The 13398-nt window shown below is 61.2% G+C and carries 16 protein-coding genes; 7 read left to right on the top strand and 9 right to left on the bottom strand.

Features of this window, described 5'->3' with window-relative positions:
- Both FHT76_RS23920 and FHT76_RS23915 read left to right on the top strand, forming a co-directional pair.
- Nucleotides 1–663 (top strand): HlyD family efflux transporter periplasmic adaptor subunit (locus FHT76_RS23920; protein WP_259185919.1); only part of this gene is annotated, 663 nt, incomplete at its 5' end.
- Nucleotides 664–751: 88 nt separating this feature from the next.
- Nucleotides 752–1096, top strand: a complete 345-nt coding sequence (locus FHT76_RS23915; protein WP_183863528.1) for a hypothetical protein — start codon at nt 752–754, stop codon at nt 1094–1096.
- Here FHT76_RS23915 and FHT76_RS23910 read toward each other — a convergent pair.
- Nucleotides 1086–1703, bottom strand: coding sequence for a hypothetical protein (locus FHT76_RS23910; protein WP_259126377.1), 618 nt, complete (start codon nt 1701–1703; stop codon nt 1086–1088). The two genes, FHT76_RS23915 and FHT76_RS23910, sit on opposite strands and share 11 nt — an antisense overlap.
- A gap of 143 nt (nt 1704–1846) precedes the next feature.
- Here FHT76_RS23910 and FHT76_RS23905 point away from each other — a divergent pair, with 143 nt between their 5' ends.
- Together FHT76_RS23905 and FHT76_RS23900 are read left to right on the top strand one after the other, a co-directional pair.
- A complete protein-coding gene (locus tag FHT76_RS23905) occupies nt 1847–2341 on the top strand; it encodes a ferritin-like domain-containing protein (RefSeq protein ID WP_183863526.1) in 495 nt (164 codons plus the stop codon).
- A gap of 216 nt (nt 2342–2557) precedes the next feature.
- The gene (locus tag FHT76_RS23900) at nt 2558–2917 is read left to right on the top strand and encodes a nuclear transport factor 2 family protein (protein ID WP_183863524.1); all 360 of its coding nucleotides are present in this window, start codon (nt 2558–2560) and stop codon (nt 2915–2917) included.
- A gap of 53 nt (nt 2918–2970) precedes the next feature.
- Here FHT76_RS23900 and pheT read toward each other — a convergent pair whose 3' ends face one another.
- From pheT to FHT76_RS23865, 7 genes are all read right to left on the bottom strand, one after another.
- Nucleotides 2971–5394: a phenylalanine--tRNA ligase subunit beta gene (gene pheT, locus FHT76_RS23895; protein WP_183863521.1), complete on the bottom strand. Its 2424-nt coding sequence runs from the start codon at nt 5392–5394 to the stop codon at nt 2971–2973.
- A gap of 15 nt (nt 5395–5409) precedes the next feature.
- Nucleotides 5410–6492 carry a phenylalanine--tRNA ligase subunit alpha gene (pheS, locus tag FHT76_RS23890; protein WP_016552375.1) on the bottom strand — a complete coding sequence of 361 codons (1083 nt, stop codon included), beginning with the start codon at nt 6490–6492 and terminating at the stop codon, nt 5410–5412.
- 262 nt (nt 6493–6754) lie between these two features.
- Nucleotides 6755–7159, bottom strand: coding sequence for a 50S ribosomal protein L20 (gene rplT / locus FHT76_RS23885; protein ID WP_007798644.1), 405 nt, complete (start codon nt 7157–7159; stop codon nt 6755–6757).
- A 39-nt stretch (nt 7160–7198) separates the two neighbouring features.
- On the bottom strand, nt 7199–7402 hold the full coding sequence (gene rpmI, locus FHT76_RS23880; RefSeq protein ID WP_007529267.1) for a 50S ribosomal protein L35: 204 nt from the start codon (nt 7400–7402) through the stop codon (nt 7199–7201).
- Between the two features lie 233 nt (nt 7403–7635).
- On the bottom strand, nt 7636–8988 hold the full coding sequence (locus tag FHT76_RS23875; RefSeq protein WP_183753460.1) for a HAMP domain-containing sensor histidine kinase: 1353 nt from the start codon (nt 8986–8988) through the stop codon (nt 7636–7638).
- Nucleotides 8985–9650 (bottom strand): response regulator transcription factor, encoded by a 666-nt coding sequence (locus FHT76_RS23870; RefSeq protein WP_183863519.1) that lies wholly within the window; start codon nt 9648–9650, stop codon nt 8985–8987. The genes FHT76_RS23875 and FHT76_RS23870 overlap by 4 nt, the downstream gene beginning before the upstream one ends.
- A gap of 5 nt (nt 9651–9655) precedes the next feature.
- On the bottom strand, nt 9656–10204 hold the full coding sequence (locus FHT76_RS23865; protein WP_183863517.1) for a PepSY domain-containing protein: 549 nt from the start codon (nt 10202–10204) through the stop codon (nt 9656–9658).
- Nucleotides 10205–10456: 252 nt separating this feature from the next.
- Here FHT76_RS23865 and FHT76_RS23860 point away from each other — a divergent pair, with 252 nt between their 5' ends.
- The gene (locus FHT76_RS23860; RefSeq protein ID WP_183863515.1) at nt 10457–10864 is read left to right on the top strand and encodes a hypothetical protein; all 408 of its coding nucleotides are present in this window, start codon (nt 10457–10459) and stop codon (nt 10862–10864) included.
- Nucleotides 10865–11115: 251 nt separating this feature from the next.
- Here FHT76_RS23860 and infC read toward each other — a convergent pair whose 3' ends face one another.
- Complete coding sequence (gene infC, locus FHT76_RS23855; protein WP_025658610.1) at nt 11116–11652, bottom strand: translation initiation factor IF-3; 537 nt, start codon at nt 11650–11652, stop codon at nt 11116–11118.
- A 179-nt stretch (nt 11653–11831) separates the two neighbouring features.
- Here infC and FHT76_RS23850 point away from each other — a divergent pair, with 179 nt between their 5' ends.
- Together FHT76_RS23850 and FHT76_RS23845 are read left to right on the top strand one after the other, a co-directional pair.
- Complete coding sequence (locus tag FHT76_RS23850) at nt 11832–12632, top strand: carboxylesterase (RefSeq protein ID WP_183863513.1); 801 nt, start codon at nt 11832–11834, stop codon at nt 12630–12632.
- A 151-nt stretch (nt 12633–12783) separates the two neighbouring features.
- A complete protein-coding gene (locus FHT76_RS23845; RefSeq protein WP_183863511.1) occupies nt 12784–13383 on the top strand; it encodes a transglutaminase-like cysteine peptidase in 600 nt (199 codons plus the stop codon).
- Nucleotides 13384–13398: the final 15 nt, after the last annotated feature.

Here is a 13398-nt window from a genome sequence, read left to right as displayed (position 1 = left end):
ACCAGTCTTAGCGCTGTCCAGGGCCGGGCAGATGAGGCAGAGCATACCTTCGCCAAGCTGAAGGCGGATAGACAGGCGTTCATCGAAGACTTCCGACGCGCCGCCATGGAGCAACTGGTCGATCTGCGCAGCCAGCGCGACACCGCCGCTCAGGAACTGAAGAAGATGGAGCTTCGGCGTGACATGGTTGCACTGACGGCACCTGCGGATGCAGTCGTGCTTGATCTTGCCGCACGCTCGGTTGGCTCCGTGGTTCGAGAGGCCGAGCCCATTGTGACGCTGGTTCCGCTCAATGTACCGCTGGAAGCCGAGGTTTCGGTCAATACCCGCGACATCGGCCGCATTACCAATGGCAAGGAAGCGCGCATCAAGTTTGACGCCTATCCGTTCCAAAAGTTCGGCACTGCATCCGGGACGGTCAGAACGGTGAGCCGCGACGCCTTCACCCCATCGCAGCAGGAGGCCGCAACCCAGACGGCGGCCCCTTATTTCAAGGCACTCATACCGCTCGCTGACCCAAGGCTAAAGGGCTCGGACGAGCCCGTGCGTCTGCTGCCCGGTATGACGGTTTCAGCCGAGATTATGGTGGGGCATCGTACCGTCATCTCCTACTTCCTCTATCCCATCTTGAGAGGACTCGACACCGCAATCCGCGAGCCCTGAAAACGCCAGATGGCCGCTGGCGCCGCAAATGCTTGACGGGGCCGCTTTATCGCCTCCCCAGCAGTGGGGATGCAGCGGTCCCGACAATATGATAGGTCGCACTGCCACCATCGAGAGGGACAGTGCAGCTATTACCGGGTGGCAGTTTGTTGATGTGACCGGCTCGGCCTTCGAAGATACGATGCTGACGCTCAAGCGCGCCGATCTCGCGCGACTCAACAATCGCCTGGCAGTCGGCCTTGCCAGGTCAACGCCCCCGACAATCCCGGCCCTGATATTCCGCTTCTCACCGAAATCGCAAGCGTCGCCGAGCTGTCCTGGGACATGCCGGACAGTGTTAAGCAGCCTTGGTTGGGTGGCACGATTCAAAAGCGCGCCCTACGACGGCTATGTCGAGAACGACGGGCACATTCGCTATCGCGTCAACTTCTGAGCGGCGGAAAACTTTCATAGAACCCGGCGTGGCTGCCTTCCCAGTTTTCCATTCCCGGCTTCGTGAGGATGCCGCGCGGCCGGACATAGCTCTGGATGATACGGCGGGGTCGCTCATGCCACTGGATGTTGAAGGCCCAGAGTTTCGAGAAGAAGCAGAGTGCGGTATAGGGCAGATGGTCGTGGATCCACCAGGCAAGCCGCTGCCAATCCTCCTCGTTGCGGTAGTTGTCGATCATCCACGGAACGACGACGCAGGCTGTCGCTCCCATGCAGCCATCGAAATCGCGAAGATCCCAGAGGTGATCGGCCGCGGTCGCGGGATTTGACGAGCAGTTGAGATTGTTGCGGTTGCCGAACTGGTTGACCTCGGGCGAGCGATAGCCGGAGCGGATGTGCAGCCGGCCGAAGGTTGCCTGCAGCGGCTCCAGCAGGTCCTCGCAGAGCCGTTTTCCCGCCTCGATCGCCAAATCGGGATTCTCCGGAATGTTCGGAATGCGGTAGAAATCGGCGATTTCGGAATGCAGGAAATCGCGGAGGAAGAAATTCTTCGAAAGCCGCGCACGCCCGAGATCCTCCAGGCCCTTCATCGATCCAGGTTTCTTCACGAAAAGCTCCCGTTGTTTGACCGCCGCAGTCTGCCGGCCCTGACGATCGGCGCAACCCGAAAAACGGCCGGAACAATTAGCGTCCTCTTAGCTTCTTCTCCCGTCCGCGCTTCGCGGTACTCCACACAGTAAGGGAAGAGACAATGGCCAAGGAAAAGACCCTCGACGATCTATTCTACGATACGCTCAAGGACATCTATTTTGCCGAACGGCAGATTCTTCGCGCCCTGCCGAAAATGGCGCGGGCGGCCCGATCGCAACAGCTGAAAGCCGGCTTCGAAAAGCATCGCGAGCAGACGGAAGGCCATGTGGAACGCCTGCAGCAGGTCTTTGAAATCGTTGGGAAGCGCGCCCAGGGGAAGACCTGCGAAGCGATCCAGGGCATTATTGCCGAGGGCGAAGAGATCATCGACGAATTCAAGGGCTCGCCGGCTATCGATGCTGGTCTCATCTCAGCAGCGCAGGCGGTCGAACACTACGAGATCGCCCGCTACGGCACCCTGAAGACCTGGGCACAGACGCTCGGCAAGAAGGACGTCGTCGCCCTGCTCGACGCGACGCTCAAGGAAGAGGCCGCGACGGACAAGACCCTGTCACAGCTGGCGATGACAGCCGCCAACCAGAAGGCCGCGGCCTGATTGTCGGTCCCGCGGGAGCAACAATAGCTGCACAGGTTCCTTCCCGGCGCGATCGACAACCGGGGGAAGGTCCGCGAGACCAGATCGCCGGCGAGCATTCCCTGGCCGGCGGAGCTTGCGATCCAGCCAAAAGGTTAAGGCGCTGTCGCATCGGGCGACCTTGCCGCACCCATTCGCTGCACTATGCTATTGGGCATCTTTCTGGCGAGGTGAGGCATGTCGGACCAGCAGGCAATCGAAGCAGTCGTTCATCTCTATGTCGAAGGCATGACCTTCGCCAACGAAGCGGCATTGCGGAAGGCCTTTCATCCGCAATGTGCCATCATCGGCCACTACGAAAATGCCGTCGAATGGCTGAACCGGGACGAGTTCATTGCCGCCATCGTCGCCGAGGGCTCGGCGCCGCCGACCACACAGCCGCATATGGACATCCAGATGCTCGACATCATCGGCGATGCGGCAAGCGTCAAGGTCAGCGACGATTTCGCCGGCATGCGGTTCACCGACTATCTCTCGATGCTGAAGATCGATGGCCGCTGGACGATCGTCAACAAGCTCTACTATCTCCACACATAGAAAAGCCGGCGAGACGATCGCCGGCTTTTTTGCATTAACAGATCGGATGCGCCTCAGGCTCTGAGGACGCCGCCGGTGAACTTCGTCACGCTGGCGACGATCTTCTCAGTCAGCGCTTCGAAATCCTCGTCGGTCAGCGTGCGCTCGACCGGCTGGATCTGCACCTCGATCGCCACCGACTTCTTACCTTCACCGAGCGACGGGCCTTCGAAGATGTCGAAGACGTTGACACCGGTGACGAGCTTGCGGTCTGCACCGGTCGCGGCCTTGATGATCGCGCCTGCCTCCACCGACTTGTCGACGACGAAGGCGAAATCGCGCTTGACGGCCTGGAAGGGTGAAAGCTCGAGCGCCGGCTTGGTGCGGGTCGCCTTCTTCTTCGGCTCAGGCATGGCGTCGATATAGACTTCAAAGCCTGAGAGCGCGCCTGACACGTCAAGCGCTTCCAGCGTCGAGGGATGGAACTCGCCGAAATAGCCAAGAATAACCTTCGGACCCATCTTGATCGTGCCGGAGCGGCCGGGGTGGTACCACTCGGGTCCGCCCTGCTCGATCTGGATATTGCCCATCGGCAGGCCGCAGGCTTCGATCACGGCCAGCGCATCGGCCTTGGCGTCGAAGACGTCGACCGGCTTGCCGCCACCCTTGGCAGCGTTCAGCCACATGCGGCCGGCGCCGGCAAGCGAGGCGGTGCCGCGACGGACACCGCCGGCAACGCGGCGCTGGCCCTCGGGGCGATCGTTCTCATAGGTGCCGGACACTTCGAAGATCGCGACGTCGCCGTAGCCCTTGTCGGCATTGCGCTGGGCAGCCGTGAGCAGGCCGGGCAACAGCGACGGACGCATGTCGGACATGTCAGCGGCGATCGGGTTGGCAAGCTTCAGTGCCGGCGAGCCGCCGCCGAAGAGCTTTGCCTGATCTTCCGAAATGAAGGACCAGTTGACGGCTTCCAGCATGCCGCGCGAGGCAAGCGCGCGCTTGGCGGTGCGGGTGCGGATCTGCAGCGTCGTCAGGATCCTGCCGTTGACGGCCGCGTGGCTTTCCAGCGGCGCGGGCTTTATGTTGTCGACGCCGTGGATGCGCATGACTTCTTCGACGAGGTCGGCCTTGCCGTCGACATCGGGGCGCCAGGACGGCACCGAGACCGAGACGCGCTCGCCGGAACCGGTGACCTTGAAGCCGAGGCGGGTCAGGATCTCGACACTCTCGTCCGTCGAAACCTCGAGCCCCGTCAGGCGCTTGACCTCGGAGAAGGGGAAATCGACGATCTTGGGGTCATAGCCCTTGTAGCCGACGACATCGGCCTTGGCCGCCGTACCGCCGCAGAGCTCGAGGACCAGTTCGGTGGTGCGCTCGATGCCCGGAACCATGTACTCAGGGTCGACGCCGCGCTCGAAGCGGTAGCGCGCATCGGTGATGATACCGAGGCCGCGGCCCGATTTCGCGATGTTCATCGGATCCCAGAGAGCACTCTCGATCAGGACATCCGTCGTGTTCTCGTCGCAGCCGGAATGCTCGCCGCCCATGATGCCGCCGATCGACTCGATGCCATCGGCGTCCGCGATCACGACGTTGTTGGGCCCAAGCTTGTACTCGCGCTGATCGAGCGCCAGCACCGTTTCGCCATCCTTGGCGCGGCGGACTGTCAGGTTGCCCTTGACCTTGGCGGCGTCGAAGACGTGCATCGGGCGACCCTGGTCGAAGGTCATGTAGTTGGTGATGTCGACGAGCGCGTTGATCGGGCGCAGGCCGATCGCCAGCAGGCGCTGCTGCATCCACTTCGGGCTCGGGCCGTTCTTGACACCGCGCACGAGGCGGAGCGCAAAGCCCGGGCAAAGCTTCTCGTCATCGAGGTCGAGCGTCACCTTGACCGGTGTCTCGCCTTCGACGGCGGAGGACGGCGCGGGCCGTGTCTTCAGCGTGCCGAGGCCGGAGGCGGCCAGGTCACGAGCGATACCGTAGATCGAGGTGCAATCCGGACGGTTCGGCGTCAGGTTGATCTCGATCATGGGATCGTCGAGGTGCGCATAGGCGGCGTAGCTCTGCCCGACAGGCGCATCCTCGGGGAGATCGATGATGCCATCGTGGCTGTCGGAAATCTGCAGCTCCTTTTCGGAGCACATCATGCCGTGGCTTTCGACGCCACGGATGTTGCCGACGGCAAGCGTCACGTCGATGCCGGGAACATAGGTGCCGGGAGCTGCAAAGGCGCCGATCAGGCCGGCGCGCGCATTCGGAGCGCCGCAGACGACCTGGACGGGCGCACCATTGCCGGTGTCGACCGAGAGAACCTTGAGGCGATCTGCCTGCGGATGCTTCTCGGCGGTCAGGATCTTGGCGATGACGAAGGGCTTGAACGCCGCCTTGTCATCGACGTCCTCGACCTCGAGCCCGATCTCGGTCAGGCGCTTGCAGATTTCATCGAGGGTCGCATCCGTTTCCAGATGATCCTTCAGCCAGGAAAGTGTGAACTTCATGATCTCTATCCTCCCTTACGCGCTCAGACCGCCGAACAGCGTCGGCATGTCGAGCGGGCGGAAGCCGTAATGGGTCATCCAGCGGACATCGGCGTTGAAGAAGTCGCGCAGGTCGGGCATGCCGTATTTCAGCATGGCGATGCGGTCGAGGCCCATGCCCCAGGCAAAGCCCTGGTACTCGTCGGGATCGAGACCGCCGGCGCGCAGCACGTTCGGATGCACCATGCCGCAGCCGAGGATTTCCATCCAGTCGGTGCCCTCGCCGAACTTGACGATCGGGCCGGAGCGGTCGCACTGGATGTCGACCTCGAAGGACGGCTCGGTGAACGGGAAGAACGACGGGCGGAAGCGCATCGTCACGCTGTCGACCTCGAAGAAGGTCTTGCAGAACTCTTCGAGCACCCAGCGGATATTGGCGACATTCGCCTTCTTGTCGACGACGAGGCCCTCGACCTGGTGGAACATCGGCGAGTGGGTCGCGTCACTGTCTTGGCGGTAGGTCTTGCCGGGGATGATGATGCGGATCGGTGGCTTCTGCGCTTCCATGGTGCGCACCTGCACCGGCGACGTGTGCGTGCGCAGCACCTTGCGCTCACCGTTCTCATCCGGATTGAAGAAGAAGGTGTCGTGCATCTCGCGGGCCGGGTGGCCTTCGGGGAAGTTCAGCGCCGTGAAATTGTAATAGTCGGTCTCGACATCGGGACCTTCAGCGATCGAGAAGCCCATGTCGCCGAAGATCGCGGTGATCTCGTCGATGATCTGGCTGATCGGATGGATGCGGCCGCGCTCGGCCGGCGAAGAGCGGACCGGCAGGCTGACGTCGACAGTCTCCGCCTTCAGGCGGGCGTCGATCGCGGCCTTCTTCAGGTCCGCCTTGCGTTCCGTGATCGCGTCGGTGACGGCATTCTTCAGCGCATTGATCGCCGCACCGCGCGTCTGGCGCTCTTCCGGCGTCATCGAACCGAGCGTCTTCAGGAGCTCGGAGACCGAACCCTTCTTGCCGAGTGCTCCAACACGCACGGCTTCGATCGCCGGCTCGTCGGCAGCGGCTGCCACATCAGACAGAAGTTGCTTTTCCAGGGTTTCGAGTTCGGTCATCTTTTCCTGCCTCACAGGGCGTCAGTCTTGTCGATAATTCACGAAAACATGCATCGGATAGCTCAAGCGCCACGATGAAGCGTCGCAGATCACTACCCATGTGCACGCAGCCAATCAACCGGGCACACCACAAAAAGCCCGCGACGTCGAACGAGGAGCGGCCAAGCCGTCTCAATCGCCATCGCGCCAATGCAAAGAACCCGCGCAAGCCTGGCCAGCGCGGGTCCCAAATCATCGAAGCAAAGGTTCGAATAGCGCCGGCTTAGTTGACGGCTGCTTCAAACTCGTTCTTCGTACCGGCGTCCTTCAGGTACTCGAGAGCCTTCTTGGAGGCAGCAACGAGTGCACCGAATGCTTCCGGCTCATGGATAGCCATGTCGGAGAGAACCTTACGGTCGACTTCGATGCCAGCCTTGTTCAGGCCGTCGATGAAGCGGCCGTAGGTCAGGCCGAATTCGCGGACGGCAGCGTTGATACGCTGGATCCAGAGGGCGCGGAAGTTGCGCTTGTTGATCTTGCGGTCGCGATAAGCGTACTGCTTCGAACGATCGACAGCAGCCTTCGCAGCGCGGATGGTGTTCTTGCGACGGCCGTAAAAGCCCTTAGCGGCCTTCAGAACCTTCTTGTGCTTGGCGTGGGCGGTAACGCCTCTTTTTACACGTGCCATTTCATGATCTCCTTAATCTAAAGCGTTCGCGGAATAGTCTTAGAGACCGTTCGGCAGGTAGTTCTTCACGACCTTGCGGCCATCGGGTTCTGCGAGAACCATCGTGCCACGTGCATCGCGGATGAACTTGTTGGTACGCTTGATCATGCCATGGCGCTTGCCAGCAGCTGCAGCCTTGACCTTACCGGTCGCGGTGATCTTGAACCGCTTCTTGGCAGCAGACTTCGTCTTCATCTTGGGCATTTTGCTACTCCGTTTCTGATCCCCCTGCATGCTTCATCAAGGAAGCCTTCTCGCGATGCCCGGTTTACGGCCGTCGCAACAAGGTGCGGGAGCGTTTGTTGTTGATCTGCGGCTCCGGTGATGAACCGTTCCGCAAGCATTCGAAACCGCCACGGCATGCCCTGCCGGTCAGTTCGGACGCGCGCTTATAACCGCAGCGTCATAAAAGTGCAACGGGGCGGCGGATGAATCTTCTAGGCAATGGCGGGAGGCCGGGCGGCCATGGCCGGGAGCATCAGTTTCACCTGAAGGCCGCCCCACCGCGAGGCGGAAAGATCGAGCCTGCCGCCGTAAGCCTCCAGGATATCGCCCGAGATCGCCAGCCCCAACCCAGTTCCTGCCGTGCCTTCGTCGATCCGGACGCCGCGCTTCAACATCAAGTTATAGCTCTCCGGATCGGCTCCGGGCCCATCGTCGGAAACGCTGAGCACGACATCATCCTGTGAGCGCCCGGCGGAAAGATCGATGCGTGTTCTGGCAAAGCGCACGGCATTGTCGAGCACGTTGCCAAGCGCCTCGGCAATATCGGCGGGATCCGCCTGTACCGTGAGCGACGGATCGATATCGAGATGCCAGTCGATCCCCTTCTCTTCGGTGAAGGGTGTCAAGACGTTGACGAGCTTTCCGGAAATCCCGAGCAGCGATGTCGTTGCCATCTGCTCCACGCCCATCCGCGCCGCCTGCAATTGGCGGTCGGCGCGCTGCCGGACCAGCTCGATCTGCTGCAAGGCGGTGTCGCGTTGGCCCTCGGGCAGAGCTTCAACCAGGTGCGACAACACCGTTAGCGGCGTTTTCAAACCGTGGGCGAGGTCGCTCGCACGAGCACGGGCCCGTTCGATCGCCGTCTCGCGCTCGCTGAGCAGCAAGTTGATCTCGCGAACCAGCGGCTTGACCTCGCTCGGCCCCTCCGTGCCGATATGAGAGCTGCGCCCGGCCCTGATATCGGCGACGCGATCGCGAAGCCGCACCAGCGGGCGCAGGCCCACCCACCCCTGCAAAAATGCGGCCAGGAGAAGCATGCCGCCGGTCGAAAGCAGCATCAACCGCAACGGCCGGTGATAGCTTTCAAGCGCTGCTTCCATCTCCGGCTTGGAAAAAGCGGCGTAGACGGTGAAGTTCTTCTTTGCGTCGCCTTCGCCAAGCGCCATCGTCTTCATCGACACCAGCAGCGGCGAGCCATCCGGCCCGTCCGTTTCCCGGAACCCGCAATACATGTCCTTCGACAGGTCATCCGTGGTGATTTCCTCGTCCCACAGCGAGCGGGACCGCAGCGGCTCCTCGTTGCCATCGGGAGAGATTTGCCAGTATCGGCCGCCAGCCGGGATCTGGAAGCGCGAGTCGGCAGGCTCGTTCTTCAATTCAAGAGCGCCATTCTCCACGCTGAGCCGCGCTGCCAGCGAATCCATCACCGACGTCATTTCGTTGGAATACTGGTCGGCCAGATAGTCCGTGAACAGATGGCTGAGCACCGCCCAGACGAGCGTCAACGCCAGCGCGATCGCGACAAGCGCTCCGGCAGCCAGGCGAAAATGCAGCGAGTGGATCACCGAGGTCGCTCCGGAAGGACATAGCCAAAGCCGCGCCGGGTCTCGATGGCGTCGCTGTCCGTCTTCTTTCGCAGCCGCGCCACCATGGCCTCCACGGCATTCTTGGCGGAATCGTCGTCACGGCCCTGAACCTGGCTTGCCAGTTCGGTGGGGCTGAGCACTTCCCCGGGCTTTCCGATGAAAAGCGCGATCATCCGGTATTCCAGCGGGCTGAGGTCGAGCTCGCGCCCGTCGAACGTCACGCGTCTGGCGCTCTCATCAAGTGTGAAACGGTTGGCGGATTTGACGCGCACAGCAACAGCGCCGGTGCGGCGAAGAAGCGCCCGCAGGCGGGCCAACAGTTCCTCGGTACGAAACGGCTTCGGCAGATAGTCATCGGCACCCGCATCGAAGCCGTCGACACGCTCCATCCAGGAGCCGCGAGCCGTCAGAACGAGAACCGGCGTGTTGATGCCCGCGCCGCGCCAACGTTTCAGTATTGAGAGGCCATCCATGCCGGGCAATCCGAGGTCAAGGATGATGGCTGAGTAATCGCCGGTCTCGCCCTCTTCCCACACGGCAGGCCCGCTCGCGAATACTTCGACGCGATAGCCTTCCCGCCCCAGCTTTTCGACCACATGGCCGGAAATATTGGGATCATCCTCCGCCAACAGGATACGCATAGCCCCTAGCCCCCCAGCAATGCTCCGTTGCGGGCGTCAACGCGCAATGTCCTGATCGCGCCCGTCCCGTCGCGAACCTTCACTTGATACACATCGCTGAACATAGATCGACGGAGATTGACGTCGATAACCCGACCGTAGCGTTTTGCGTCGATGCGCTGCAGAACGGTCTTCAGCGGCAGGATCCGTCCCTCGCGAACGGCGTCGCGCGCGCGATCGGAATCGGTGTTCCGTCCGCCGCTGCCGCGGCCGCTGTTACCGCCGCCGCCTCCGCCGCCGCCGTGGTCATCACCGCCGTCATCATCCCCGTGATCGTCGTGGCCGCCACGACCGGAATTGGAACTCCCGCTGCCCGAGTTGGACCCCGAGGATCCGGACGAGCCGGAGCCCGACGAGCCACTGCCGCCGCTTGAACCGCTCCCACCGCCGCTGCCGCCGCCGCCATCGTCGCTGCCATCCTTGGCTTCGGCATGGGAAACGAACATCGGGCCGGCGGCGGCGAGCGCCACGGCCAGCATCAACATCGTCATGAAACTGCGACGGCTTGTGTTCATTGACCTTCCAAGTATTTCAAGCATCTGCAATCGCGGAACCTACACTGAACGCTTTATCGCGACGAGACAAGGTTCCAAGAAACCAAGAACTCCGCCGGGGCGCGGCGGAGTTCTTTCTTCCGAAGGGGTGGCCGGAAGACCGCGCCGGGCAGATTATTGCGCCGAAGCGGGAACTATGTTGACGCTGGTGATCGCGCCAGGATTACGAACAAAGTCACCTCTATGGGGATGCGCAACCACCGTGCGCGTTCCATGTTCAAGCTCAATCTCAACCTCAAGGCGCCGACCAAGCTGGTCGACAGCAACGAGCGAGCCATTCAGCAGTCCTGTCAGGCTTTGCTGAGACACTGCGAGGGTCACTTCGGGACGATTGTCGTTGCGACCACCACGGTGTTCGCCGGGATTGTCGTCATTGGCGTCATGGTCGGCACCGTCATCGTGGCCACGGCCACGGCCATGATCGTCGTCGCCGTCGTCGTGACCGCCGCGACCGCTGTGATCATCACCGCCACGCCCGCTGCCGCTGTGGTCGTCACTGCCGCCGCTGTGGCTGGATCCGCTATTGCCGCTGCCGCCCGAGCCGCCGGAACCGCTACCGCTGCTCCCACCACCATCATCGCTGCCACCACGGGCAAATGCTGCCGACGAAAAATGGCCTGAACTGAATGTCTGGATTGTCGGGAGCGACAAGGTCACCGCGATTGCGGCGACTGAAGCCAGAAACGTGTGGGAAATGGTCTTCTTCATGATCTTTGCCTTCTGCTCTCTTCTTTGTTGAGAACAGATTGCCAAAGTCTCGCTGACAGACCGTTGAGCGCGTTTGTCAGCATCCTGTCAGATTGGGTGGACGAGGCCCCAAAATACAAAAGCCGCCCTTACGGACGGCTTTGATACGAGAGTAGCTACACGCCTCACTTCGGCGCGAGCACCATCATCATCTGGCGGCCTTCAAGCTTCGGCTCGGCTTCGACCTTGGCATATTCGGTCGTGTCGGCCTTCACCTGCTGCAGCAGCTTCATACCGAGTTCCTGGTGCGCCATTTCGCGGCCACGGAACTTCAGCGTCACCTTGACCTTGTCACCGTCTTCAAAGAAACGGCCCATCGCCTTCATCTTCACCTCATAGTCATGGGTGTCGATATTGGGGCGCATCTTGATTTCTTTGACTTCGACAATCTTCTGCTTCTTGCGCGCCTCGGCGGCCTTTTTCTGGTTGGCGTATTTCAGCTTGCCCAGATCGAGGATCTTGCACACAGGCGGTTCGGCATTGGGGGAGATTTCCACCAGGTCGAGGCCGGCTTCTTCAGCCATTTTCAACGCCTGGTCGGTGGGCACAACGCCCAAGTTCTGTCCTTCAGCATCAATCAGCTGAACTCGGGGGATGCGAATTTCCCGGTTCGAGCGCGGCCCTTCCTTCACGGGCGCGTCGGCTTTAAAGGGTCTGCGAATGGTCGTATTCTCCTCGCGTTGTTTCGGATCGCTGCAGCCCTGGCACTCCCAATCACGGGAGTACAAACGTAGTCTCACCATTGCTGCAACGGAGTCAGTAGCATTCTTTAGCGGAAAAAACACCTGCTGTCAGCCTGTCAAGAATCTGTTTTATAGGCCAAAACAATCGGAGTTCTGCGATGTCTGACGCAAATTTCATTCATGACCAACAATATCTGACCGTAGGAGAAGGCGAAGCCGCACGCGAGATTGCCTACCTCGCGCGAAGCCGGTCCGGTCAGGCAAACGGCCCAACCCTCGTTTGGTTATCCGGATACCGCTCCGACATGAGCGGCAGCAAGGCGATCGAACTCGACCGGTTTGCCGCGGAAAACGGTCTCGCCTGCCTACGCCTCGACTATTCCGGGCACGGCCTATCCGGCGGCAAGTTCACCGACGGGACGATCTCGCGCTGGCTGGAGGAAGCGCTTGCCGTGATCCTCCACACGGCCCCCGACCGGATTCTGGTCGTAGGTTCGTCGATGGGCGGATGGATTGCTCTCAGGCTCGCGCAGGAACTTTCCAAGCGGCAGGACGGGCCGAAGCTCGAAGGCATGGTGCTGATTGCGCCGGCTCCCGACTTCACCACCGAGCTGATCGAGCCGAACCTCACGAAGAAGGAGAAAGCCTCGCTAGCCGAGCGCGGCTACTTCGAAGAGCGGTCGGCCTATAGCCCGGAGCCAAACATCTATACGCGGGCGCTGATGGAGGACGGGCGCGACAACAGCGTGCTCAAAGGCATCATCGAGACCGGTTGCCCCGTGCATATCCTGCAGGGGATGAAGGATCCCGACGTTCCCTATCAGCACGCCATGAAACTGGTGGAACATCTGCCTGCCGACGATGTCGTACTGACCTTTGTGCGCGACGGCGATCACCGGCTTTCGCGACCGCAGGACATCGAGCGCATCCTTGCCGCCGTCAAAGGGCTTATCCGATAATTCAAACGGTACCGCCTGTGCCAAATCCTAACGGATTTTAACCATGTTGGTGGTTAGCACCCCCCTCCCCAGAAGTAACGATTGACTCTCCGAGCCTCCGTCCGTTAACTTTTTGTTAACAATACATGGGCGATGCAAGGGAAGAGCGGGCGTGCGGATCAAGGGTTTCGTCGTGGCCATGATGGCCGTGTTTGCTATGTCTACAGCCGCAACGCCGGCTTCCACCAACAACCTCTCGATGGTCACAGGCGCAGCCACTTCCCAGCCGATCGGCCACTACGACTTCTGCCAGATCCATCGCAACGAATGCGGCCCGAACCGCAACACCTCGCCGGCTGAGATGTCTGATGCCAAGTGGGGAATGGTGCGATCGGTCAACGCCACGGTCAACAATAGCATCACACCGATGACCGACAAGGAAATCTACGGCAAGGATGAGGTCTGGGCTTATCCGACGACGGCGGGCGATTGCGAAGACTTCGCCCTCTTGAAGCGCCGCATCCTGGTTCAGCGGGGAATTTCGCCAGCTAACCTTCTGCTCACGGTCGTTCGCAAGCCGGACGGCGAAGGCCATGCCGTACTGACGTTGCGCACCACCAACGGCGACTTCGTGCTCGACAACCTGGCATCCAGCGTCAAGCCGTGGTTCGACACCCCCTACTCCTTCATCAAGCGCCAGTCGAGCGCCAATGCCGGTCGCTGGGTCACCATCGAAAACGGCCGCGACGTTTTGGTCGGCGCCTTGAGGTAGACAATATCGGATTGA

The sequence above is a fragment of the Rhizobium sp. BK176 genome (assembly GCF_024808055.1).
The sequence above is the reverse complement of the archived record's forward strand: the minus strand, read 5'-3'. Positions and strand labels throughout refer to the sequence as shown.